We start from the raw sequence: 25,322 nt of genomic DNA, 5'->3' as shown, positions 1-25,322 counted from the left end.
AACTTCTCCTTGAGGAGCATACATCCGTTCTGTCCGACACCGAGCCAGTGTAAATGATTGATTTAAAGGACAGAATGTACAAAACGAACAGGGTCGTCCGCAGACTAAGACAATCACAATTATGAATTGTGAATTATTATTTTTGAATGATTAAAGAAACAAGACATGGCAGAGAATCCGCATAAACTGTATTATTCCATCAAGGAAGTGGCACAGCAGCTCAATGTCACGGAGAGTCTGCTGCGGTACTGGGAAACCGAGTTCCCACACCTCCGCCCGAAGACTACCGGCAACCGTGTGCGCCAGTACACAGAAAAAGACATCGAGCAGATCAAGGTCATCTACAACCTCGTCAAGGTACGCGGCTTCAAGATTGCCGCTGCCCGCAAGATGCTACAGGAGAACCGCAGCGGCGCAGACAAGAGCCAGAAGATAATGGAAAGCCTCATCTCTGTCCGCGACCAGCTGAAGGATCTCAAGAAACACCTGGACAGACTGGTATAGAATCGTCCCTGCCGGGACAGGGCATATATGGACAAAGGCTCACAGAAGTTTTCGCGCTTCCGTGGGCCTTTGTCGTTATTCTGTGCGACTATCCGTAAAGCCTTCAGAACAGTCATAGCATGGAAAAGTGAGTGAAAGGATATTTACTCCCCCTGGCATCCATCCTCATCCCCTCTAATGCCCGATAAAAAACTGTCAGATGATATTTATCAACCGGAAAGCAAACGTAATCGGAAAAAAATGCGTAAGTTTGCAGATGGTAAAAAGCAATATGACATCTGCAATGACAGAGACCGACCATAACATATCCGACAAGAAGCTGCGGCTGACCATCCGGTTCGGCAGAAGTACGATGGCATTCGCCGTAGGTGCCCCGCAGGAAAACGGCATGCTCGTTTACGAACCTTACGAGATGAAGCCAGGCATCTCCATGGCAGCCAACCTGCGCGAAGCCTTCACGGTCTCTGAACTGCTTCAGAGCGGGTACAAGCGGGTACTGGCAGAGCTGGACACACCGGTGATGCTCATGCCGGCAGATGAGTTCAAGACGCAGGATGCCGAGGCACTCTATCACCACACTTACCACCGGCAGGGCAATGAGGAGATCCTTTCCAGCGCACTGTCCGACCTGAATGCCGTTGCCGTCTTCTCCGTCAACAAAGACCTCAGACTCGTCATCGACGACCACTTCCAGGACATCCGCTTCCAACCGCTCATGCAGTCGGTCTGGACACATCTCTACCGACGCTCCTTCGCAGGACCGCGCCGGAAGCTCTACGCCTATTTCCATGAGAAACAGATGGAGGTGTTCAGTTTCCAGCAGAACCGGTTCCGCTTCAGTAATTCATACGAAGCCACGCACGCACACGATGCCCTGTATTACCTTCTTTATATATGGAAGCTGACGGGGATGGATGCAGACAAGGACGAACTGTATCTCATCGGCGACCCGCCACATCGGGACTGGCTCGTCGAGCATATCGGACAGTATCTGAAACTCTACAGGGTCGTCGACCCGGAAACCGACTTCGGCAACATTCCGCTGGCCGGGCGGAAGGAGATTCCTTACGATCTTAAGGCGATTTACCTGGGCTGACAGGAAAATATTCCCGACTGTCCGGGACTCGTGTTCCCAACCGTCGGGAACAGAAGTCCCAGGCCTCGGGAACACGAGTCCCGGACAGTCGGGAATATACCTGCCGGAAGCGGACAGACTTTTCTTAACCCCCACAACAAAAAACAATGCGAATCATCACAGGAAAATACAAAGGCAGACGCTTTGACATCCCACGCACTTTCAAGGCCCGCCCGACAACCGACTTCGCCAAAGAAAACATCTTCAATGTAATCAACGGCTACACCGACTGGGAAGGAGCCACGGCACTCGACCTCTTTGCAGGTACAGGGAGCATCTCCCTGGAGCTTCTCTCACGGGGCTGTCCGCAGGTGGTGAGCGTCGAAAAAGACCGCGACCATGCCCGCTTCATCAGTCAGTGCATGGAGAAAATCGGCACGGAAAACCATGTGCTGATAAAAGGAGATGTCTTCCGTTTCCTGAAGAGCTGTCACCAGCAGTTCGACCTCGTCTTCGCCGATCCGCCCTATGCGCTGCCCGAGCTTTCCACCATTCCCGACCTCATCTTCCAATACGGACTCTTGAAAGAAGACGGGCTGCTTGTCTTTGAGCATGGCAAACACGACGACTTCTCCACCCATCCGCATTTTCTCGAACACAGGAGTTATGGCAGCGTGAACTTCACGTTGTTCAAGTAAACAATCAGTCCAGACCGGTCCGGGAAATCACCCTTTCAGTCCTTTCCCCTTCAGACAGGCAGCCTCTCCTTCCGGCGTTATGCGCCTGAAAGTAAAACCAGAATATGCCGTATAAAACCAAACGGGACAAAGGGCTGACAATGTCCATGCAGGCAAAAGTTCAATGGGGACTTTCAGGACATCCTTTACAATAACGGGCTCAGCAGCCTGACCATCGACTCCCACAGCCGCTGGAGGAAAGACCGGTGGGTAAGGTTGCGCACATCCTCCAGGGCGACGCTCTCCGCCTGGTCGTTGAGAAAGATCGTCTTCACCTTCAAGGCAATCTCCCTGTCATAGAAGAAAGCATTGGATTCAAAATCGTTCTCAAAGCTACGGAAATCCACATTCGTGGATCCGATGGTAGCCACCGCATCGTCAGAGACAAGAAGCTTCGAATGGTTGAAGCCGGCCTTATAGAGATACACCTTCACCCCCGCCTTCACCGTCGCCGTCACATACGAACGTGATGCCCACTCCACAATCTTCGTATCCGTCTCGTAGGGCACCATCAGCCTTACGTCAACGCCCGACAGTGCCGCTGTACGCATGGCGAAAAGAATGGGGTCGGTCGGCAGGAAATACGGTGTCTCCATATAGACATAACGCTTTGCACTGGCAAGGACGCTGACATAACCCTGTTCTATCTCCGGCCAGAGACTCGTCGGACTGCTTGTCACAATCTGCACAAGACAGTCGTTGTCCCCTACCCTGCTTGCCGGATAGTAACCGTGGTCGGTGATCAGCGACTGGCTCACGAAGAACCAGTCTACCAGAAAGGCGCGCTGCAGCCCGTAGACAGCAGCACCTGTTATCCGCACATGGGTGTCGCGCCATGCCAGTTTCCCGAACCCCTTTACATAGCGCATGGCGATGTTCATGCCTCCGACAAAGCCCACCTCACCGTCTATCACGCAGATCTTGCGGTGGTTGCGGTAGTTCACCTTGCTGGTGAGGACCGGGAAGCGGACGGGCATGAAGGGATAAACCTCTATGCCCTCGGCCCGCATACGGTCGAAGAAGCGGTTCTTCGTCTTCCATGAGCCTACATCATCGTAGATGACACGCACCTCGACGCCCTGCCGCACCTTGTCGATCAGCGCATCGGCCACGATCTGCCCCAGCGGGTCGTCGGCAATGATGAAGGTGTCCAGGTGGATATGGTGTTCCGCCTTTCCTATCTCCATCAGCAGGGACGGGAAGAACTCATAGCCGGATGTATAGATCTCCGCCTCGTTGTTCTTAAACGGCAAGGCCCAGTTCTGGTTCATGAAAAGGTTGATGAGCGTACGGTACGCATCCGGCAGGTGGAGCCGTTTCTGTTCGACGAACTCCAGCATCGACCGTTTGGTAAGCTGGTCCATGCTGTGCTGCCATATCTTGCGCTCCTTGCGGGTGATCTGCCCGAAGAAGAAGTAAAGGATGATGCCCAGCAGAGGGATGAAGGTCAGCACCAGCATCCACGCCATCGTCTTGGCCGGCTGCCGGTTGTCCATCAGCACACGGATCATCGCAATGACGATGACCGCCGTGTAGAGAACCAGGAAAATCCAATGAACATAAAACATCCTTACCCTCCTCTCGCTTTACTTGTCTTTCCTTCCGCCCTCCCGGTCAGTCTGCCGCCCTTCCCGCAGGTGCCGGATATAAGCCAGTTCACCCAATGCGAAGTCGCTGCTGTCCGGGTCGCTGACCATCCGGCGGAGCAGTTTCTCCGCCTCATCCAGCCGCCGCATCTCCACCAGCACATAAGCCTTCCGCCGGTAAAGAAACCGCAGGAACGAGCGCAGCGACGGGTCTATTTCCTCCTCCTCGTCCTCCGGGAGGGAGCCGCGCAGCTCGTTCAGGAGACCGTCAATGCACCCCAGCGAGCGGAAATCGCCCATGCTGACCATGCAGTTCACATATTCCTCGGCATAGACGGATCGGTTCAGCCCCAGGGTGAACGTCAAGTAATAATAGGCCTGCTCATACTGCCGCAGCTCATCATAGCAGAAGCCAAGCATGAAACAGACCTCGAAGAACACGTCCCGTTCAGTCTTGCCCAGCCGGTAGAAGGCAGCATACAGCAGCCGGAAGGCATTCTCCAGACTGGCTATGGCCTCATAGTAACGCTTCTGCCGGTAGAGCGCACGGCCGCGATAGACAAACCGGCCGGCCTCCATGTCCACCACGTCGGCTATCGCCCGCTGCTCTTCCGTGAGCTGCCGCGCCGCGCCATTGGCCATCTTGCTCTTGGCTTCCTTCCACATGTAGACGAACTCGTCCTGCAGCTGCTTCGTGCTGCGGAGGTCGTATGCCAGCAGGGCTGAACGCGCCTGTGCCTGCAGCTCCTTTGAGTGCATCGGCCTGCCCGGCGCCGCCTGCAAAGGCAACAATGTGGCGACGACCTGATAGTAGAGCACCGCTTCGCAGCTGTCGGTCTGCTGGAGGCTGAAGGTCATGCGCCGGCGTACCGTGGGATGGGACGGAAGGAAAAACACCAGGTCGAGCATCGCCTTCGGACGGACGAAAGCGCCGCCGGCAATCAATGCGTCTGCCAGATCATAACCGGCGATCGCCTCCCTGTCATGGAGCACCGTCAGCCGGTCCGTCACCACCGTCAGTTCCGAGAAAACGACGTCTACCATGCCGAACGCCCTTTCCATCCACCGGGCCAGCGCCGCCGGCTCCTTGTCGTTATGCCGCCATCCCGGCGCCGTCTGCTGGTGGGACAGTTCCTGTTCGCGCAGGAGGAAGAAGTCGCGCGACAGATCGTTCACGGCACGTTCTATGTCATTGGTATCCGCATTCTTCGCATCCGTCTTCATCTCGTTCAGGCTCCGTACGAACGCACTCTGCCAGCCGAACGAGTCGATCATTGCAGAAGAAAGAACATCCTTGGCACGGTCTTCGTCCAGCAGCAGTGTCGTCAAGATATGCAGATCGATGATATTCGTCTTTTCGTTGATGGTGTAGCAGAAACGCGGCCCGTCAGAATTGAGGTTGAACTGGTTGCACACATGGCGGACCGTATTCAGGTCGTTCATACCGGCTTCGGCGAAAAACAGGAACGAAAGTTCCACCTGGGGATGCTGCCTGGAGAGATGGATGCCGAAGTGCCCGCTCTGGAAGTCAAAGCGCACCATCGCCGTGTCCTTATCCTCCTGCCATTCCCCTGTGCAGTTGAGGGCCTTCAGGGCCTTCGACACGATCCGCCTGTTGGATTCCAGCGTGAGGCTTGAAAGCCGGAGAGGCTGTCTGAGAATTTTTCTTATCTTGTCTATCATACCAGAATATCGCTACCTAATTTCTTTGCCAGTTTGTTCCGGAGGGTCTGCATCTTCATGATTTCCTCCATGGTCTTCGTCATCTCCTCGGGATCCTTTGTCTGCAGCAGCCGTGCATTGAGTTCTTTCAGGTGGGACGAGACATAATCAAGGCGGAAGTCGGCTATGAGGTGTACCACACGGTCGCACAGGGTCTTTTCCGTCTCCTTCACCTGCAGGCTCTCCGAGAGCTGGAAGCGGTCGACACCGAGTTTCACGGCCGCAGATGCGATCTGGATGTCGGCATGCTGCATGAAGTATTCCTCCGCCCTGAAATTCTCCTCCCCGCTGTGTTCCACCGCCTCCCGGAGCATTCTCGTATAAAGCGGATCGGAGAAGCCGAGATTGTCACTGCCGAGGTCGAAGGCGATGTACTGCGCCACGGTCAGACTGTACAGCTGCCCGCTCTCCTCGTCCTTCACGTCACGGAAGATGATCTTCTCACCGTCTCTGACGATGACCTGCATGAGCATCTGTTCCACCTTCGACACCTGCCGGACAGGTACTGTAGCCTGTTCTTCCACCTGCTGTTGCCGTATGACCGCAGCCCGTTGCTGTTGCTGTTCACGTGTCTGCTGTTCCCGGTTGGAATAGATGTTACGGTTCATCTGCTCCATCAACGTACGCTCCGACACGCCGGTGCGGTTGGCGCACTCACGGATGTAGGTGTCACGGAGTATCGGGTCCTTGATGACAGAGACGCTCCGGACGATCGAACTGACGGCTTCCGAACGCTTGACGGGATCGGTAACGCCATTGAGCAGGACGTTGATCTTGAAGACGATGAAATCCGTCTGGTTGTCTTCTATATACCTTCTGCAATCCTCCGCACTGTGACTGCGTGCGAACTCATCGGGATCTTTTCCGTCAGGCAGCAGCAGCACCTTCACGTTCATGCCTTCCGACAGCAGCATGTCCGTGCCCCGCAGGGCGGCATGCTGCCCTGCGGCATCACCGTCATAGAGCAGAACAATGTTGGATGTGAAGCGGTGCAGGAGGCGGATCTGGTGCACGGAGAGTGCCGTCCCGCTGTTGGCGACGACATTCTCGATGCCGCACTGGTGCATGGAAACGACATCCGTATATCCTTCGACCATATAGACGAGGTCGTACTTGGCAATGGCTTTCTTCGCCTGGAAGATACCATACAGCTCGCGTTCCTTGTGATAGATGACACTGTCGGGAGAGTTGACATACTTCTGGGTCACTCCTTTCGTGCGAGCATCCAGCAGACGGCCGCCGAAAGCCGTCACCTTACCGCTCACACCTATCCACGGGAACATCACACGCCCATTGAAACGGTCGACGAGTTCTCCGTTCTCCCGCTCAAAGCACAGGCCTGTCTTGACCAGAAAATCCCTCTGGAAGCCGGCCTTCAAGGCGGCATCGGCAAAGGCATGACGGCCCGACAGGCAGAAACCCAGCCGGAATTTCCGGATAATGTCGTCTCTGAAGCCGCGGCTGCGGAAATACTGCATACCGACGGCCATGCCGTCCACGTCATTGTGCAGGATGTCCTCAAAGTACTTCACAGCCCATTCATTGACCAGGAACATCGATTCCCGCTCATTCTCCTGCTGCTTCTCCTCCGTTGTGAGTTCCCGCTCGTGTACCTCGATGTGATATTTGTTGGCAAGCCACTTCAAGGCCTCGGGGTAGGTCATCTGCTCATGCTCCATGATGAACTTCACCACATTGCCCGCCGCACCGCACGAGAAACACTTGTAAACGCCTCTCACCGGGCTGACGGAGAACGACGGTGTACGGTCGTCATGGAAAGGGCACAAGCCTTTGTAGCTTGTCCCCGCCTTGCGTAAAGAAACGAAATCGCTGATTACCTCAACGATGTTCGCCGCATTCATAATCCTGTCTACGGTAGGTCTGTCAATCATTATGCCACAAATTTAGATAAAATTCCCGAACTATAAGCCAGTCGGATGAAGAAAATGTTTTCCTTTAAAGGAAAGATAACAGAAACCGATGATAAGACAAAACAAGAACAGAAAAAAAACAGCACCGGTCAGGCTGACATGTTCCCGACCGGTCGGGAATGCGGTTCCCAACGTCTGGCAACTGGATTCCCAAGGCTTGGGAATGGGATTCCCGGATAGTCGGGAAGCGGCGGGCCGGCAGCCGTAGGACAGGAGGTCGACTTCGTGTGATGTCGATACGGCTGACGGAAGTTCTCGCCCGATCGGTTCCAAGGGCGTGACGGCAGGACGGTTTTTACGGCTTTTATTTGTTTGTTTTGCAAAAAAACAGTACTTTTGCCATCAGACACGTGACAGAATTTCTAAACAACACATTATTATATTTATGAGTTTGAAAATCGTTGTACTTGCCAAGCAGGTACCTGACACAAGAAACGTGGGGAAGGATGCCATGACAGCCGAGGGAACGGTGAACCGTGCCGCACTGCCTGCCATCTTCAACCCGGAAGACCTGAACGCACTGGAGCAGGCGCTCAGGCTGAAGGAACAGAACCCGGGGTCTACCGTGGGAATACTGACCATGGGGCCTCCACGTGCCGGCGAGATTATCCGCCAGGGACTCTATCGCGGCGCCGATACCGGCTGGCTGCTGACCGACCGCAAGTTTGCAGGTGCTGACACGCTGGCTACATCCTATGCACTGGCTACGGCCGTGAAGAAAATCGGCGATGTAGACATCGTCATCGGCGGACGTCAGGCGATCGACGGCGACACGGCACAGGTGGGGCCGCAGGTCGCACAGAAACTGGGACTCAACCAGGTTACTTACGCCGAGGAAATCCTTAAGATTGAGGACGGCAAGGCGACCATCCGCCGCCACATCGACGGCGGTGTAGAGACCGTCGTGGCACCGCTGCCGGTGCTTGTCACGGTAAACGGCACCGCTGCTCCAGCCCGTCCCTGCAATGCCCGTCTCGTGATGAAGTACAAGTATGCTACCTGTCCGATGGAACGAAAGGGCGATGAACCTTGGACACAGCTCTACAAGGAGCGTCCTTACCTGACCCTGAACCAGTGGTCGGTAGCCGATGTTGACGGCGACGAGGTTCAGTGCGGCCTGTCCGGTTCGCCTACAAAGGTGAAGTCGGTACAGAACATCGTCTTCCAGGCCAAGGAGAGCAAGACGCTCACCGGCTCGGACGAGGATGTAGAGGGGCTCGTAAAGGAACTGTTAGGAGAGAAGATTATTGGATAAAAAAGCCTCACCCCCGCCCCCTCTCCGAATAGAGAGGGGAGTGGAATGTACTGTTTGCTATTAACATACATAAAAGGTGAGGTATTATATAAACATTTAAATCCCCCGTAAACGATACATTTCACTCCCCTCTCCATTCGGAGAGGGGGCGGGGGTGAGGCCTATGAACAACGTATTTGTATATTGCGAAATAGAGGAGACCACCGTACAGGAGGTTTCACAGGAGCTGCTGACCAAGGGTCGCAAGCTCGCAAACGAGTTAGGCGTGGAACTCCACGCCATTGTTGCCGGCAGCGGCATCAAGGGGAAAGTGGAAGACCAGATTCTTCCTTACGGTGTAGACAAGCTGTTTGTCTTCGACGGCGAGGGGCTCTTCCCCTACACGTCGGCACCGCACACGGACATTCTGGTGAACCTGTTTAAAGAGGAGAAACCGCAGATCTGCCTGATGGGAGCTACTGTAATCGGCCGTGACCTCGGTCCGCGTGTATCGTCCTCACTGACCAGCGGACTGACAGCCGACTGTACACAGCTTGAAATCGGCGACTACGACGACAAGAAAGCCGGCAGGCATTACGAGCACCTGCTCTATCAGATCCGTCCTGCCTTCGGCGGCAACATCGTGGCGACCATCGTCAACCCTGACCACCGTCCGCAGATGGCGACCGTCCGCTCGGGTGTCATGCAGAAGGCTCTCTATGAGGGCAAGGCAAAGGGCGAGGTTGTCTATCCTGATGTAGCGAAGTATGTACCGGAGGTGGACTATGTGGTAAAGGTCATCGACCGTCATGTCGAGCCTGCACAGAACAACCTCAAGGGTGCGCCGATCGTTGTTGCCGGCGGCTACGGTGTCGGCTCAAAGGAAGGTTTCGACCTGCTCTTCAAGCTGGCAAAGGAACTCCATGGAGAAGTAGGTGCCAGCCGTGCCGCCGTGGATGCAGGCTGGGCTGACCATGACCGCCAGATCGGACAGACCGGTGTCACCGTTCACCCGAAGGTGTACATCGCCTGCGGCATCTCCGGCCAGATCCAGCACATTGCCGGTATGCAGGACAGCGGCATCATCATCTCCATCAACAACGACCCCGACGCTCCCATCAATGCCATTGCCGACTATGTCATCAATGGTACCGTTGAGGAGGTAGTGCCGAAGCTGATAAAATATTATAAGCAGAACAGTAAGTAACGGCCCCTCCCCCGGCCCCTCCCCAAGAGGGAGGGGAGTGAAATGTACAGAGGGATATTGAAAGGACGGAATAGGACTATTCTACTTATATTCAGAAGACGTTATAAGCTGACACGCAATCAACCATGAGCGAGGATAGGAGGAAGAAGTCGGGTTATGAAACCTCATCACCTGACAGGTATCATATCTTGAAGGACTATGCAAAGGAGAATCGAAAGGAGATGACGCTTGCAGAGAGTATCCTTTGGAACGAGCTAAGAGGTATGAGGGGTGATTGCCACTTCAGAAGACAACACCCGATCGGCGACTTTATTGTCGACTTCGTATGTCTTTCTCACAACTTGGTTATAGAGGTTGATGGAGCTTATCATAATGAATCTCAGCAAATGACAGATGATGCGACGAGGACAGAATGCCTCAACGACATGGGTTTCAACGTACTTAGATTCACGAATGATGAGATTTGCACAGAACTTGATAACGTCACTGAACAAATAAACGATTTTATAAACAACGAATAAAGAAGACCCCTAACCACCAGGAACAGAACATTCTACTCCCCTCCCTTTGGGGGAGGGGCAAGGGGGAGGGGCCACTACACTTTTAATATGGCAAATTATTATACTGACCACCCGGAAATAGCGTTCCATCTGGAGCACCCGTTGATGAAACGCATCGTAGAACTGAAAGAGCGTAATTATGCTGATGCCGCTGAACATGCTGACGCGCCGGTGAACTATGAAGATGCGATTGAGAACTACAAGCGCATCCTGGACATCACAGGCGACGTGGCGGCGAACATCATCGCACAGAACGCCGAGGCTGTCGACCAGGAAGGTCCGCACCTCATCGACAACCGTATGCACTATGCCAGCAAGACGCTGGAGAACATCGAGGCTACACGTCAGGCCGGACTGTGGGGTGTCTCCATGCCCCGCCGCTATGGCGGTCTGAACCTGCCGAACGTCGTCTTCTCCATGCTGTCCGAGGTGATTGCTGCCGCAGACGCCGGTTTCCAGAACATCTGGTCACTGCAGTCGTGCATCGACACACTCTATGAGTTCGGCAATGAGGAACAGCGTCAGAAGTACATCCCACGTATCTGCGCAGGTGAGACCATGTCAATGGACCTCACTGAGCCTGATGCTGGATCCGACCTCCAGCGTGTCATGCTCAAGGCTACCTTCGACGAAAAGGAAAACTGCTGGCGACTGAACGGCGTGAAGCGTTTCATCACCAACGGCGATTCCGACATCCACCTCGTCCTTGCACGTTCGGAAGAGGGTACACGTGACGGACGCGGACTGTCCATGTTCATCTATGACAAGCGCAACGGAGGCGTTGACGTGCGCCACATCGAGAACAAACTCGGCATCCACGGCTCTCCTACCTGCGAACTGGTCTATAAGAATGCGAAGGCAGAACTCTGCGGCAACACACGCATGGGCCTCATCAAGTACGTGATGGCACTGATGAACGGCGCACGTCTCGGCATCGCCGCACAGTCGGTCGGTGTCGAGCAGGAGGCTTACAACGAAGGACTGGCATACGCCAAGGAGCGCGCACAGTTCGGAAAGAAGATCATCACGTTCCCGGCTGTCTACGATATGCTCTCCCGTATGAAGGCGAAACTCGATGCCGGCCGTTCCCTTCTGTATCAGACGGCACGCTACGTCGACCTCTACAAAGCACTGGAAGACATTGCGCGTGACCAGAAGCTCACACCGGAGGAACGCCAGGAGATGAAGAAATATACCCGTCTGGCCGATGCGTTCACACCCTTGGCAAAGGGTATCAACTCCGAGTATGCCAACCAGACCGCCTACGATGCCATCTCTATCCACGGCGGTTCCGGCTTCATCATGGAGTACAAGAGCCAGCGGCTGTACCGTGACGCACGTATCTTCTCCATCTATGAGGGAACGACGCAGCTGCAGGTGGTTGCTGCCGTGCGCTACATCACCAACGGCACTTACCTCTCTATCATGAAGGAGATGCTTGAGGATGAACTCGCCTGTGATTGCATGAAGGCGCTGCGCGACCGTGTCGCCCGCCTCGTCCGGCTCTATCAAGAGGCGGTCGAGAAGGTGAATGCAGGCGAGAACCAGGATGTCCACGACTTCCTCGCACGCCGGCTGTACAACATGACTGCCGACATCATCGGTTCCCTCCTCCTCATCGAGGATGCTGCCAAGGCACCGGAGCTCTTCAAGAAGTCTGCCAACGTCTTCGTCCGTATGGCAGAAGAAGAGGTGATCGGCAGCGCCGCTTACATCAAAGCCTTCAACCCGGAAGACCTTGAGCAGTTCAAGGCTGTGGAAGAAGAGACAGAAGAAGCATAAGTATTGAACGATATAAGAAATGAAAGCGAAGGGTGGAGGAACTAATTTCCCCTCTTCGCTTTTATTTATAATAAACAATAAACCTACAAACAAAATCAAGACCTAACTGAGTATGAATAAAAATTTATGGAATTATTATAAGCAATCTGAGGATGGTAAAAAAGCTATTGATATATTCAATCCTGAAACAGAAAATATATGGGACAACATTGAAAAGATAATTGAGTTATTAAAGCAATGGGATATAAATGAGAACTTACAATATCTTTTGGATAGAGTCGTATTATATAATATCAACCTAATTGAAAGAGGGTTTGTCAAAGAAGATGATATCTTTAGTCGAGAGTTCTTTGAACATCTTATAACCACTTATGATATAAGATATTTTCATATTGATGATAATGATAATATCGAGTGGAGGGAAGACATCATATCCCATAATAAATTTAGAGCCAAAGCATCAACCATTGATGCCTTATCCTTATTCCTTTATTCTTATGATTCCTTCTTCACACCTGTTTTATTGTCAGACCGCTTTGACTTATTCCAGAAAAGCTGTGACGTTCTTGGTATAGAGTTACCACCCATTCCTCACACAACAAATTATAAAGAGTACCTTATGTACTATTATGATATATGCGTTGTACTAAATGCTTTTCAACAAGAAAACGAGCTAAGCGATGCAGAGTTGTGTGCTTGTATATATGACTATGGTATGAGAGTTCTACAAGAAACAACTATAGAAACAGAATTACCACAACCAACCAATATATGGTTAACAGGTGGTTCCGGCAAAAACGATTTTGCCTTTTTAGATTCTTTAGGAAATTCACCTGCGGCAAAAAGTTCTATTTGGGCTTGTAATGAGAAAACTCGAAAAGGAGATATTGTTATTATGTATTGTACGTCTCCCAGAAGCTATATTCATTCCGTATGGCGTGCTGGCTCTACAGGTATATTTAATCCTTTCGATTATTACCATTGCCGTACAACTATCCAAGAAGGAATAAGACTTCCTGAGATTACATTTAATGACTTAAAGAATGACGAATACTTTTCAAATTTACCAATAGTACGCAAGAACCTACAAGGTATTAACGGAGTCGCTTTCTCTGCAAAAGATTACTCAGAACTCCTTAGATTAGCAGCATCAAAAGGCGCAAAAATAGACAAGTTTCCACAACTGTTTGTAGGAGAATATATAGATTTTGGAGAAATAAAGTTAGAAAAGGATGTTGAAGAAAAGCTCCTTATCCCAATTCTGAAAAGATTTGGCTATGTCGAAACTGATTGGACAAGACAACTCCAGTTAAAAGCAGGCAGAAAGGAAAAAGCTATCCCGGACTTTGTTTTCTTCCCCAAAGGTGAGAAACATTTTGAATATGCTCCATTCATCATTGAGGCTAAATTAGATATGTCTTCTATCTTAGAACAACAAAAGGCATTTAGACAAGCATTGTCGTATGCACGCATGCTCCGTTCCAAAATAATGGGTATCTGTGACAAAGAACGTTTAATGATTTATAAGGTTGAATCTACCGGAAGTTGTAATATAGAGACACCGTTATTTGACTATCATTGGCAAGCCATATACGCTGACAAAATCATCGGAGCAAAACTTGTACAATGCATAGGAAAAGGAGTTGTGGCAGCATTATAAACATTTTGATTCCATATAGAAATTACACATAGTACCCCTATAAGGAGAGGCAAACTGAAATAATTATAAATCTTAGTTGTTATCTGCCTATTTATAACTACCTTTGCCATTGAGATTAAAATGAGAAGACAATATGAAGAGATATTTTAAAGCAAGTATGTTGCTGATGGGTCTGTTATTTATCCAGTTAACAGCAGCATCCGCACAATGCCCGATAAAGGAACAGATCATGAACGGTGACGGGGAAGAAAACGGCGGGTCAAGTGCAACCCGCACAGAACCAAGCAGTCCTGTCAGCCACACATTGATCATCTTCTTCGACAGGAAAACCGGCAACAAGCCCCTGCTGAAAGCCATCAAGAAGCAGGGTTGTACCCTTCTCTACAAATACAAGGAGTTCAGCGGGGTCGCCGTCAAGGTTGATGAAAACCAGGACATCGACAAAGCCATTGCCGACTTCAGGAAAGTAAAAGGCGTCGTGAGCGTCAATAAAGACGGTATCATGCAGTTGCAGTAACAAAATCTGCTTTTATAAAGAAAAACTAAATCCAAGCCACAATGCAGGGAGCATTGCGGCTTGAATTTAATTGCAGGTTACCTCAAAAACAGAATCCACCTAACAATACATCTAATCAATCACCATGAAATAGTATTTAGTCCTCTATCAGGAAAATAGTTGTGAAGATGATAAATTTATCGTATATTTGCAGCGGGATTGTCCAATACTTCTATAATGAGATTTTTATAATGCTAAACAAAGTTATCATAGATGGATACAAGTCTATCCATCACGCTGATTTGGAGTTGAGACCGATCAATATATTGATTGGTTCAAATGGTGTTGGCAAAACTAACTTCATTTCTTTTTTCAGACTGATAAACATCATCTATGAGCAACGATTGCACAACTATACGATGCAGAACAGTGCAGAAAGACTATTTCATTATGGCCGAAAGCAAACCAAAGAACTGAAAGGCTATCTGGAGTTTGGCGACAATGCTTATGGAGTCACTCTTCAGGCACGGGACAACGGAAGTCTGTTCATTGCCGAAGAAAGCAGCTACTACCAGTCACGCCCCTTCTATGTATCTAACATAGATGAAAGCCACATCAAAGACTCAACGACTTTTAGAGACAAGTGGCTGAGAGAATACCTTCAAAGTTACAAGATTTTTCACTTCCATGACACAAGTAAAGGTGCACCGTTGAGAAGCAGTGCAAACATCAATGATAACCGCTTTCTCAAGACTGACGGAAGTAACCTCCCGGCGTTTCTATATATGCTGCAAGAGAAACATCCCAAGACACTGAAAAGGATAGAACTGACGATCCATTCTGTTATGCCTTACTTTGGTAATTTCTCTCTTGCACCATCTCTGCTCGACGAAAGCCAGATCAACTTACAGTGGAGTGATATGGAAAATAACGAGAAGTATTTCGATGCCAATGATTTATCTGATGGCAGCATACGATTCATCGCTCTTGCTACACTCCTGCAACAACCTGTCTTGCCCAAAGTTATTATCATTGACGAACCAGAACTGGGTCTACACCCGACAGCTATTGTCAAGCTGGCTGGTATGATAAAATCTGTTGCCTCCAGAGACTGTCAGGTTATAATATCCACACAGTCAGTAAACCTTATCAACAACTTTGATGCTGAAGATATTATCACTGTAGACCGCAAGGACAGGCAATCCTCTTTCAACAGACTGAACAACGACACATTGCAAAGCTGGTTAGACGATTATTCTTTAGGAGAATTATGGACAAAAAGTGTAATTAACGGACAACCAACATTACTATGAAAAGACTGGTAATAATAGTAGAAGGCGAAACTGAAGAAAGTTTCGTCAACAATATACTTTGTCCTTTTTTCTGTTCCAAAGGACTGTATAATACCATACAATGCTTCAAGACAAAACACTCTCATGGGGGAATTTCCAAATACTCTTACATCAAAAAGGACATTCTCAATACAATATACGAAAAGGATGTAGTAGTATCAATGATGATAGATTTCTATCGTCTGCCTTCAGACTTTCCCGGCTTCAATGACTTGAAAGCTACGCAAACACATCAGGAGCAAGCAAATCTACTTGAAACAAGAATAAAGAAAGACTTAGAAGATTCTCAAAATCAGCTGTTCGATAACTTCATCCCCTATATCCAGCTTCATGAATTTGAGGCTTTGGTGTTTGCTTCCATCAATGGAATAGATTCCCTGTTTGAAAGAAGCGAAATGGATTATAACGGATTAATGAATGTCATCCAACAACATCCTAATCCCGAAGACATTAACAACCACCCAGACACAGCTCCTTCTGTGCGATTGAAAAAACTTATCCCCAGTTATAATAAAGTGTTACATGGGATAGATATCATTAATACTGTGGGGATGGCTGAACTGCTGGAGAAATGTCCCAGATTCAAAGCATGGATAGAAAGTATGGAAGAAGCCCTTGGATAAAAGGGTAACACGACCATACTTTCCACACTATCCTCCTACCGGTTCATTGTCAGCACAACCTCTTTTCCTTTCTCCAGCTTTACAGTTCCGCTATAAACCATATTGCCCTTGCTGATTTGTTTGTCAGCAGTAGTATGGTACACCTCCAGCTGATAGCTGCCGGGAACGATGTTCTGCATCTTGAAGTCGACATCATACCGGCAGATGCAGTTTGTCGCCATATCCTTATCGGGGTACAGAACGAGGACGATTTTTCCCTCGCTGCTGCTTGCATCAACATGGAACAGTTCGATGGCACAGTTGTCCATAAAGTCAGCAAAGCGTGCATTGACGATGTTATCCGCACCGAGCGTAAGATGCAGAACAGACTTCTGTCCTACAAAATTATTATAGTATTCAGGACGGGAATCCAGCTGCGAGGCAGAGGCCTTGCAGCCTGACGACTTCACATCACTTACTCCGACATTTCCGATAACGGTATTCTCTGTGGAGCAGGCGGTCATCAGTACCAACAGGCCGAAGGCGGTCAGACGTTTGATTGTTTTCAGTTGTTTCATGTTCATTCCTGTTTAAAAGTTAGTCAATCCGATAGAAGTATAGTGCAAATATACTGTTTTTTTCCCAGTTGGAAGCTTTTTCGGTAATAAAAAAAGCTATCTGATGCAGGAACGAGGCAAGCGGCCTCCTTATTCCCCACCCGAAAGGGGATGGGGAATAAGGAGGAAGTGCTCACTGTACAGGGGTCTGCTCGTAGATTTTCAGGCCGAAAGCATTGGCATACGCATAGACGTGCTCGAGAATATCGGCCATCGAATGCTCGTAGGGAATCCAGTCTTTTGTGCGTAGGAAGAAATAGAGCTCGATCGGCACACCCGCCTGTGTGGCCTCCAGCTGGCGCACGAGGAGCGTCATCTTCTCATTGACATCTTCCCGTTTGGCAAGGTAATGCTCCATATAATGGCGGAAAAGCGCCATGTTGACGACCTCACCCTTCAGCTCCTCCTCCTTCACGAATCCCTGCTCCAGAAGCTGCTTCCGGAGGCTGTCATCCACTACACGGATGCTGCGCACGTCGAAGTAGACCATCTTCTTCACCCGCTGTCCGTCCACATCCTGCACCCCTTTCCAGTTCTGGAAGATACCGCTGACGAGTGTCAGAGGGGGTACGGTGGTGATGGTATTGTCGGCCTGCCGCACCTTTACGGTAGTGAGTGTGATGTCCATGACCGTTCCGTCCACGAATCCGCCGGGTACGGTGATATGGTCTCCGATGTGTATCATCTCGTTGCTGGTCAGCCGGATGCCGGCGACGAGGCCGTCGATGGTGTCCTTGAACACCAGCATGAGGACGGCCGAAGTCGCTCCCAGGCCGGCAAGCAATGCCATCGGACTGCGATTGATGAGAATACCGATGACGACAACCACGGCGATGAAGATGGCAAGAATCTTCAGTACGCCGCAGAACGACTTGAGATACTGGCTCGTGGAACTGCCGGGGCGGGTGTTCAGATAACGCAGACGGTCGATGATGCCGGTAATCAGACGTGTCGCAGCGATGGTGAGATAGACCGCCGTGAGCCGACGCAGTATTTCCTGCACCATGGGGAACTGATAGAAGACAAGCGGCATCAGCTGCCATATCACCAGTGCAGGGGCAATGTGGCAGGCTGTGCGCAGTACCTGACGATCGAAGACGACATCATCCCAGTGCGCTTCGGTGCGCTTCACCAGCCGGAGAATGAGCGGCACGAGGATATACTTACAGAGCCGTTCGGCAAAAAATGCCAGCAGGAGGGCAACCACGGCCAGCAACACATGGCGCACGACGGGTACGGCATGGCCGTGTACACCCAACGAAAGGATAATGTTCTCTACGAAGATCCTGATTTCTTCAAGTGCATCGTTGACGAAATGACGGGGAGGTGTTAATTTGAAATTCATCATTCACAAATCCTAATTTCATAAGCTATTGGCACAGTGCCACACAGATCTTGTTCTGCAGGTTGCGCATAGGACCGTTGGAAAGTCCGCCGTTGCAGATGACCGAGAAACAGAGCAGGTGACCGTTGGAAGCCGTGAGGTAACCCGCCAGCGAACTGACACCCTTCACCGTGCCCGTCTTGGCCCGCACATTACCGGCCGCAGCCGTGCCGCGCATCCGTTTCCGCAAGGTTCCGTCCACGCCTGCCACCGGCAGAGCCTCATGCAGGACTTCATAGATTTCCGGATGCTGATAGGCATACCGCAGCAGCCTTGTCTCAAGTTCGGTACTCACGTAATTATACAGAGAGAGACCGGACCCGTCAGCAACATAATAGTCACGGGGATTCAGCCCGATACGGCTGAAGAGAGAATACGCATACTGCCGTGCCTGGCGTGCCGATGCCCACCGTGTACCGCCGCTGGCAGCCAGCTGGTAGAACAGCGACTCGGCATGGAGATTGTCGCTCACCTTCATCATGCGGCGAAGCACCTGGCGGACGGAGTGCGTCTGCATCGTCAGCAGCCGGGCACTGTCAGGAAGCTGCCGGTCGGCGGTAATACCATTCACCGTTACACCCGCCTCCGACAATCGGCGGCGGAAACGGTCGGCGAAGTCATCCTTGCGATCGACAAGCAGCGGCGAGAGCACAGGATTCTTGTCGTCCCAGCACCAGCCTTTCCCCAGCCGGTCGCGGTCCTTGAAGGAGAAGTCGGTATAGAGATTGCCCTCTACACACGTGATGCCATGATTGCGTATGACACGTGCCATCTCCGCCAGGTCCGAGGACGAGAGCATCGGATCCATACCGCCCACGCAATAGAGGTCGCCATGCAGAACGAGTGTGGAATCGTCCATTTCGCCAGTGCAGTAAACACGTGTCCGGAAATCGTAGTCGGCTCCGAGCCTGTCCAAGGCTGCAATGGCAGTGACGCATTTCATCGTGGATGCCGGGCGCAGATGGAGGCGTTCACGAAACTGATAGACAGGTACGTCATCGGTCAGATCCCAAACCATCACACTCGTCTGCACTGTCTCCAGCAACGGGCTGCGGAGTATGCCGTCCAGCCGCATTACGGCATTCTCCTTCCAGCTGAGCAGGCTGTCCGCAGAGAAGGCCGGGATAATACTGTCCGTATCTTCTTCCTCGCTGATGGAATCATCGTTCTCCGGCTGTACTGCAAAAGCCTTCGAGACGATGGTGTCCGCAACCATCGTGCTGTCTAAACTGACCTGCGCCTGTACCGGCAGGCTTAACACGACACCGAGAAGCAGTGCCGGGAAGAGTCTCAATCTCATTTCTCTTTCGTTTCTATCCGTTTTCCAAGGGCTGACAGAAAACCGTCCATATTATCAGGCTGAACGCTGACAACGCTTCCGTCCTCCAGCTCTATCAGTGCGTAGACACCTAAACGGAAGGCAAACGGACGTTTCCCTATCTTCTTTATCTTCTTCAGTTCTATCCGTCTTGTCCGGCCGACCCGTCCTGTCTTCACCTGCAGCACACCGTCATCAGTCAGCACATATTCCGTATGGATGGCACGGTCCACAGCCCGGATGGTCACGACAACAAGGAGGACACCGAGGAGAATCATCAGACTGTTCGTCCTGTTCCACAGACAGAAAAAGGATCCCAAGCCAAACACCACGATGGCTCCTGCGTCGTTTATCGTCACTTTATGTCGGAAAGTTCTCATATTGCGCAAAAGATTATTGGCCTTATCGCCCTTGTCAGGCGAATAAGACCAATAAGATCAACAAGGCTTCTCAGCCCATAAGCCATCATTCTAAACCAGCGTTGCGATAACGTCCTCACGGCTGCCCGGCAGCATATCGATGACTGGGATTTCGGGCATTGTATAGCAGCCCGGTGCAAGGCGGAAGCTGGCACGCGCCACATTCACGAGCACCTGCGCCGTAAGAGCCGGGTTGTTGATGCTCATGTCGAATGAGAAACGCTGATTGTGCGTCTTCCCGCTCACGCCCTTGCGTGTCATGTGAACGCCATGCCCGACATCGTTCAGGGCAGCAACGCTCGGTACGGCAAACACGTGCAGCTCGTCGTGGGCGAAGTAGTCGTCGGCCTTGATTTCCTTGGTTACCTCCTCGAGGGTCGCCCCCTCTTCCAGTTCCACATAGACCATACGGCGGTGGATTCCCTCGCCGAGAGGAATGGTCATGGACAATGCGTCCTTCACCCCTTTCTTGCTGCGGGCGACGACAGAGTGTCCCATGGAACGGCCCGGACCGAAGTTGGTATAGGAAAGACCTTCCGGTGCAAGGCTTTCCAGCAGCACACGTACGATAGAATCAGAACCCGGATCCCAGCCTGCTGAAATCACACTGACGGTATTCGTACGCTTGTTGTTCTCCATCTGCTTCGTACGGTAATCGAGGATAGAACCGTGAATGTCGAACGAGTCAACGGTGTTGATACCCAGTGCCGTGATTTTCTCGGAATATTCCGGACACTTACGAGTAGGTGTGGCAAGGATAGCTACGTCCACATCCTTGAGCTTGGTAATGTCGTCAACCACCTCATACGGGGCGAGTTCCCGGGGCTTGTCCTTGTCACCCTGACGGCGTACGATACCTGCAATCTCGAAATCTTTTGCAGCTTCCAATGCCTGGACGCTGTACTGACCGATATTGCCATAGCCTACAACGGCTGCTCTGATCTTTTTCATATTCCTTTTACCTTTTATGATTAGTACTCTTTATACATCTGCAAAAGTAATGTTTTCTTTGTAGAAAGTATTGCCTTGCGGCATATTTTTAACACAATTATATAAGCCCTGCCCCCAGCAAGACAGCAAACCGGTCAAGCCCCATCCCCTCCCCAAAGGAGGGGACTTGGAATATGATGCCGGGGGGCGGGTTGATTGACAGAGGAAATAAAAACAATACAGGGGGTTACTGGTGCGCCTGTTTTATCATCTATTCTTTATCGTCTATTAATGACAGCAGGGATTTGTTTCTTAACACAAGTTTATAAGTAAACATAACTCGTGGATTGGATAAATCCCATTGCCGTACTTCAGCTCGTATCAATTCACAATGTTTCTTGCTTATATCCTTCAATGCGTTTCCCACGGATTTCCGGAGATACTCGCTCTCATGTGCTTTGTGCTTACTGATTAATGCAATGGCAATTGCAGGATTATCTTTGAAGAATGGGCGACTTGTCCAAATTCTCAATCCCTCTGTTACGGCACGGACAACATTCGGATTATCGTCATTTATCCACTCTTCTATGAGCGGTAAGGACATTTCATATCCTCTGTGTTTGCAAACTTCATCGAAAGCCTTTGCAAGCATTTCCTGCACACGCCAATTCTCATCGGTGCTTACTTGCTCTTTCAAAAAACAAAGTACATTATTATCCTCTGTTGCCAATCTACCCAATATCGTTGTTGCCAACATTCGGGCTTGATAGGCTTCGTGCTTTAACAATTCAAGTGCTAATTCTAAGCATTGTTCTTTTGAGTATGTAGAAAGGATTTCATCGGCTCCATCAATGATGTGCTGAAAGCCATGCTCTATTTGCAGTATCTTGTTTAATATATTATGAATCTCCATTCTTATTCTTCGGTAGTTTTTGTGAGGCTTGTTCTATCTTTTTCTCGTCTCGTGCAACCTTGCGTTCCAGTTTCTTAATATCTTCTGCGGGTGGAAGCTCTTCAGGCTTGATGCCACGCTGTCCCAACATATCACGCACGCTTTGGTTGTTCTGGATGTGTTCGCGCGTAAATAGGTAGTTCTCCATGCAGGTCTTTGTTTTCTACGTTGTAGTTGGTCATTTCCGTAGCAAGGTTCTTGGCAGCTATGGTAAGGGTGGGCAGAAAGTCAGCCAGCGGTCTGTTGGATTTCACCCCCAATCGGTTCTTCATATCTTCTGTGGTGTGTCCTCCGAAAAGTGTCATGTCGCCTTTGGAGCGTATACGCCCGAAGCCTTTGTCATCAACTCCTCGCTGATATATGTTCTGCGACAATTGTTTTTCCGCCATTCTCAATTTATCACGGGTTTCTAAACGAGACAACAGGTTCAGTCGCTCTTCTATCAATTCTGCTTTTCGTGTTTGTACAGCAAAGTAGCTTTGGGCGAATGCAATTTCTTCTTTCTTTGGATCACCGTTTTGAGCGATAAGGTAGCAGGCATAGCGAGTAAGCATAAAGTCGGATACTTCTCGTTTTCCGCCTTTGCCTATTTCTATCATTTTCGTGACCTCACGAAAATGATCATCAACATTGATTCCTTGTGCTTTACACGAATCTACTGCCCGTCGTATGGCAACAAGAAAGTTCTCCCAACGTGCATAGCCTAATATTGTTTGCAGTTCGCGTGCAAACCAGACTTCTACCTGTTCTTCGCTATCGTCACTCTCAATGTATCTGACAATACTATCGAACGATGATTTATATTGTAATATGCTATTCTTGTCCATTGTCTTTTTCCTCCATCCATTCTGTATATTTACTATATTCAGTATCCAGCAAAGTTTTTTTATCTTCTTTGCTCATTATTCCTTTTTTAGCTTCTTCTCTCATTCCATGCCATTCAAGAGCAAGCCATGATTGCATTAGTGTTATGAAACTATCAATATCTTCTGTTTTATTCTCTGCTTGGACTATTTTATCAATCATTTCAATAGCTTTCCTATCCCAATGCTCATTATCCTTATCAGCAGGATTCATCAACAATTTTAATTTATACGACAATTCTTTCAACCTATCATTGTCGTTTCTTTCAGCAGTTACACAAAACTCTTCAACAGCTTTACGAAGTTCTGCCATATATTCCTTTCGAGCAATTGTTATGGTGTTGATAAAAGTATTTTTACTTGATTGTTTTATAGTTGCGGAAATTTCCATTGTGCTAACAAAAGCAGCAACTATTCCTACTATTAAAGTTGCTTCTACTTGTCCTAATCCTAATTTTTCCATTAAGAAAATCTCTATTCCTATTCCTATTAATGATATAATAGCTATTACAAAGAGTATATTTTCTATTGTCTTCCAGCGTATATCGTTTATTTTTATCCAGTTCATTTTTCAACCTTATAATTTAATGTTAACCTCTATTTACTGACTCATTTACACTTATTTCTACTATCTTAAAAGCCTTATAGTCAATTCCACCTTACTGTACACCATCTTAAAATTATCTTATAAGACAATTATTACCACTTACCAGGTATTTATTATCAAAGAGTTGTAAAATCAAATTTTTAAACTTTGAGACCTGCGTAACCTGAGTAGTCGGTGCAGCCTGCGGATAAGACTTCACCTCTTCTTTCTTCAGCGGATTTTTCTTTGCTTGAATAACGTACTTCATCATATCGCTTAGAATTAAAGGGTTAGTAATGCCACAAAGGTACAAAATTTTATGATAAAGCAAACATAATATCCAAACTTTCAGCTAACTATCGTCCGTTGATTTTCAGACATTCTTTAAGCGGATTTGCGCCGTCATCCAAACATCCTGCTTATAGTCTTGCCTATTAAATGTGGGTTTGGTGCTTTGCAGCATTTATCAAAAATGAATCAGCCAATGTATGTACCAGCCATAAGCATTTCTGCGAACTACTGCGTTGGAAGACCGAGAAGAAAAGGAAAAGCAGCTTTCGTTTTGTATTAATTCTTTACCTTGTTTATTCATCGAGACTATCACGGGAAACAAAGCCGTTGACAAGATTGAAAGCGGCAAGTGAAAACATAGCCGGAACACACTTCAATACACTTTGTAAGCCTCTTATAATCAAACACATACACAACCGTACAAAAAGGTGCTTAATTGAACTTCAAAAGGGCGTTAGTAAAGCTTCAAAAGGGCATCTTTTGCAAGTCAATCAAGCCTTGATTGGAATCCAAAAGATGCTTGATTGCAATTCAAGTACTGCTTAACTACCTATTTTCGGGGTGTTATAACACTTGACGAAAGTATCGTTTTGTACCATAAATTGTAAATATTATTCAACCAGCAAGTAGCATTTTACACTTTCTGTTCAGCCCACATCGATAGTCACTCCCCCGCTCCACTGGGGAGGGCTGGGGGTGAGGCCGGGGAGAGGTTGCTCTTTTTATTTGTCATATACAATAAAAGCCAAACTGCAGCGTTATTTTTCTTGTATATACAGAATGCCTTGCCACGGCAAGGAGCATATTTTTATAGGATTATGATAGAATACATCAGGGGCGAACTCGCTGACCTGACACCTGCCTTGGCCGTCGTCGAGGCACACGGGGTAGGTTATGCGCTGAACATTTCGCTCAATACTTACAGTGCCCTACAAGGCAAGACAACTGTGAAACTCTATGTACACGAGGCGATTATGACCGGCGGCCGCGACGACAGCTACACCCTCTACGGTTTTGCCAGCAGGCAGGAACGATCGCTCTACCGCCTGCTGATCACCGTCTCGGGTGTAGGAGCCAACACCGCACGCATGATCCTCTCGTCTCTGACACCTGCAGAATTGTGCAACGTCATTGCCAACGCTGACGAAAAGATGCTGAAGACGGTCAAGGGCATCGGACTGCGCACGGCACAGCGCATCATCGTCGACCTGAAGGACAAGATCATGCAGAGCGGCATTGCCGACGAACTCCACGTCAGCAGCCAGCCCGGTACGCCGGCTGTCGACACCGCCATCAAGGACGAGGCCGTCAGTGCGCTGACCATGCTGGGCTTCTCCCCTGCCCCATCGGCCAAGGTCGTCGTGAGCATCCTCACCGACCAGCCCGACCTTCCCGTGGAACAGGTCGTCAAGCTGGCGCTGAAGATGATAAAGTAAGCCCTCCGGCCATCATCGTTTATCACTGCTCATCACCGTCTATCACCGCCCACACATCCCCCTCCTCCGAAAAGGGAT

At 49.7% G+C, this 25,322-nt stretch carries 23 protein-coding genes and 1 pseudogene; 13 read left to right on the top strand and 11 right to left on the bottom strand.

Annotation, left to right across the window (positions count from 1 at the left end; translation table 11 throughout):
* Positions 1-165: 165 nt before the first annotated feature.
* From J4864_RS00595 to rsmD, 3 genes are all read left to right on the top strand, one after another.
* Positions 166-504: a MerR family transcriptional regulator gene (locus J4864_RS00595; RefSeq protein WP_211814230.1), complete on the top strand. Its 339-nt coding sequence runs from the start codon at positions 166-168 to the stop codon at positions 502-504.
* A gap of 199 nt (positions 505-703) precedes the next feature.
* The gene (locus J4864_RS00590; RefSeq protein ID WP_211814229.1) at positions 704-1,600 is read left to right on the top strand and encodes a DUF3822 family protein; all 897 of its coding nucleotides are present in this window, start codon (positions 704-706) and stop codon (positions 1,598-1,600) included.
* A gap of 146 nt (positions 1,601-1,746) precedes the next feature.
* Positions 1,747-2,277 carry a 16S rRNA (guanine(966)-N(2))-methyltransferase RsmD gene (gene rsmD / locus J4864_RS00585; protein WP_211814228.1) on the top strand — a complete coding sequence of 177 codons (531 nt, stop codon included), beginning with the start codon at positions 1,747-1,749 and terminating at the stop codon, positions 2,275-2,277.
* 185 nt (positions 2,278-2,462) lie between these two features.
* On the opposite strand, the gene cls is transcribed toward rsmD, so the two are convergent.
* From cls to dnaG, 3 genes are read right to left on the bottom strand one after another with little or no spacing between them, the layout of a single operon-like run.
* Complete coding sequence (gene cls / locus J4864_RS00580; protein ID WP_211814227.1) at positions 2,463-3,884, bottom strand: cardiolipin synthase; 1,422 nt, start codon at positions 3,882-3,884, stop codon at positions 2,463-2,465.
* Positions 3,885-3,902: 18 nt separating this feature from the next.
* Positions 3,903-5,585, bottom strand: coding sequence for a hypothetical protein (locus tag J4864_RS00575; protein ID WP_211814226.1), 1,683 nt, complete (start codon positions 5,583-5,585; stop codon positions 3,903-3,905).
* Complete coding sequence (gene dnaG, locus J4864_RS00570; RefSeq protein WP_211814225.1) at positions 5,582-7,516, bottom strand: DNA primase; 1,935 nt, start codon at positions 7,514-7,516, stop codon at positions 5,582-5,584. Before dnaG ends, J4864_RS00575 begins: the two co-directional genes overlap by 4 nt.
* Positions 7,517-7,561: 45 nt before the next feature.
* On the opposite strand from dnaG, the gene J4864_RS00565 reads away from it, so the two are divergent.
* The 9 genes from J4864_RS00565 to J4864_RS00525 all read left to right on the top strand — a co-directional run bounded on the left by J4864_RS00565 (position 7,562) and on the right by J4864_RS00525 (position 16,469).
* Positions 7,562-7,735, top strand: coding sequence for a hypothetical protein (locus J4864_RS00565; RefSeq protein ID WP_211814224.1), 174 nt, complete (start codon positions 7,562-7,564; stop codon positions 7,733-7,735).
* Positions 7,736-7,940: 205 nt separating this feature from the next.
* The gene (locus J4864_RS00560) at positions 7,941-8,810 is read left to right on the top strand and encodes an electron transfer flavoprotein subunit beta/FixA family protein (RefSeq protein WP_211814223.1); all 870 of its coding nucleotides are present in this window, start codon (positions 7,941-7,943) and stop codon (positions 8,808-8,810) included.
* Between the two features lie 163 nt (positions 8,811-8,973).
* Positions 8,974-9,996 carry an electron transfer flavoprotein subunit alpha/FixB family protein gene (locus tag J4864_RS00555; RefSeq protein ID WP_211814222.1) on the top strand — a complete coding sequence of 341 codons (1,023 nt, stop codon included), beginning with the start codon at positions 8,974-8,976 and terminating at the stop codon, positions 9,994-9,996.
* 125 nt (positions 9,997-10,121) lie between these two features.
* Complete coding sequence (locus J4864_RS00550) at positions 10,122-10,517, top strand: endonuclease domain-containing protein (protein WP_211814221.1); 396 nt, start codon at positions 10,122-10,124, stop codon at positions 10,515-10,517.
* Between the two features lie 87 nt (positions 10,518-10,604).
* Positions 10,605-12,338, top strand: coding sequence for an acyl-CoA dehydrogenase family protein (locus J4864_RS00545; protein WP_211814220.1), 1,734 nt, complete (start codon positions 10,605-10,607; stop codon positions 12,336-12,338).
* A 112-nt stretch (positions 12,339-12,450) separates the two neighbouring features.
* Positions 12,451-13,998 (top strand): type I restriction enzyme HsdR N-terminal domain-containing protein, encoded by a 1,548-nt coding sequence (locus tag J4864_RS00540; protein WP_211814219.1) that lies wholly within the window; start codon positions 12,451-12,453, stop codon positions 13,996-13,998.
* 133 nt (positions 13,999-14,131) lie between these two features.
* Positions 14,132-14,515, top strand: coding sequence for a hypothetical protein (locus J4864_RS00535; RefSeq protein ID WP_211814218.1), 384 nt, complete (start codon positions 14,132-14,134; stop codon positions 14,513-14,515).
* 230 nt (positions 14,516-14,745) lie between these two features.
* Positions 14,746-15,807: an AAA family ATPase gene (locus tag J4864_RS00530; protein ID WP_211814217.1), complete on the top strand. Its 1,062-nt coding sequence runs from the start codon at positions 14,746-14,748 to the stop codon at positions 15,805-15,807.
* Positions 15,804-16,469: a DUF4276 family protein gene (locus tag J4864_RS00525; protein WP_211814216.1), complete on the top strand. Its 666-nt coding sequence runs from the start codon at positions 15,804-15,806 to the stop codon at positions 16,467-16,469. Before J4864_RS00530 ends, J4864_RS00525 begins: the two co-directional genes overlap by 4 nt.
* Before the next feature lie 35 nt (positions 16,470-16,504).
* Here J4864_RS00525 and J4864_RS00520 read toward each other — a convergent pair whose 3' ends face one another.
* From J4864_RS00520 to J4864_RS00485, 8 genes and pseudogenes are all read right to left on the bottom strand, one after another.
* Positions 16,505-17,026 (bottom strand): hypothetical protein, encoded by a 522-nt coding sequence (locus tag J4864_RS00520; RefSeq protein ID WP_211814215.1) that lies wholly within the window; start codon positions 17,024-17,026, stop codon positions 16,505-16,507.
* Between the two features lie 172 nt (positions 17,027-17,198).
* Positions 17,199-18,413, bottom strand: a complete 1,215-nt coding sequence (locus tag J4864_RS00515) for a mechanosensitive ion channel family protein (protein WP_211814214.1) — start codon at positions 18,411-18,413, stop codon at positions 17,199-17,201.
* 22 nt (positions 18,414-18,435) lie between these two features.
* Positions 18,436-19,749, bottom strand: coding sequence for a D-alanyl-D-alanine carboxypeptidase/D-alanyl-D-alanine endopeptidase (gene dacB / locus J4864_RS00510; protein ID WP_211814213.1), 1,314 nt, complete (start codon positions 19,747-19,749; stop codon positions 18,436-18,438).
* Positions 19,746-20,147 (bottom strand): PH domain-containing protein, encoded by a 402-nt coding sequence (locus J4864_RS00505; protein WP_036876029.1) that lies wholly within the window; start codon positions 20,145-20,147, stop codon positions 19,746-19,748. Before J4864_RS00505 ends, dacB begins: the two co-directional genes overlap by 4 nt.
* Positions 20,148-20,237: 90 nt before the next feature.
* Positions 20,238-21,137, bottom strand: a complete 900-nt coding sequence (locus J4864_RS00500; RefSeq protein ID WP_007368180.1) for a diaminopimelate dehydrogenase — start codon at positions 21,135-21,137, stop codon at positions 20,238-20,240.
* Positions 21,138-21,387: 250 nt separating this feature from the next.
* Positions 21,388-22,029: a DNA alkylation repair protein gene (locus tag J4864_RS00495; protein WP_211814212.1), complete on the bottom strand. Its 642-nt coding sequence runs from the start codon at positions 22,027-22,029 to the stop codon at positions 21,388-21,390.
* Positions 22,016-22,895 (bottom strand): annotated as a pseudogene (gene dinD, locus J4864_RS00490) (DNA damage-inducible protein D). Before dinD ends, J4864_RS00495 begins: the two are co-directional and overlap by 14 nt.
* The gene (locus J4864_RS00485; RefSeq protein WP_211814211.1) at positions 22,882-23,499 is read right to left on the bottom strand and encodes a hypothetical protein; all 618 of its coding nucleotides are present in this window, start codon (positions 23,497-23,499) and stop codon (positions 22,882-22,884) included. The pseudogene dinD and the gene J4864_RS00485 overlap by 14 nt, the downstream one beginning before the upstream one ends.
* Positions 23,500-24,626: 1,127 nt before the next feature.
* On the opposite strand from J4864_RS00485, the gene ruvA reads away from it, so the two are divergent.
* Positions 24,627-25,244 carry a Holliday junction branch migration protein RuvA gene (gene ruvA / locus J4864_RS00480; RefSeq protein WP_036876025.1) on the top strand — a complete coding sequence of 206 codons (618 nt, stop codon included), beginning with the start codon at positions 24,627-24,629 and terminating at the stop codon, positions 25,242-25,244.
* Positions 25,245-25,322 lie beyond the last annotated feature (78 nt).

This window comes from Prevotella multiformis, assembly GCF_018127985.1.
Taxonomy (GTDB): domain Bacteria; phylum Bacteroidota; class Bacteroidia; order Bacteroidales; family Bacteroidaceae; genus Prevotella; species Prevotella multiformis.
Note: the sequence above shows the minus strand (reverse complement) of the source record. Positions and strands in the feature narration are given on the sequence as shown.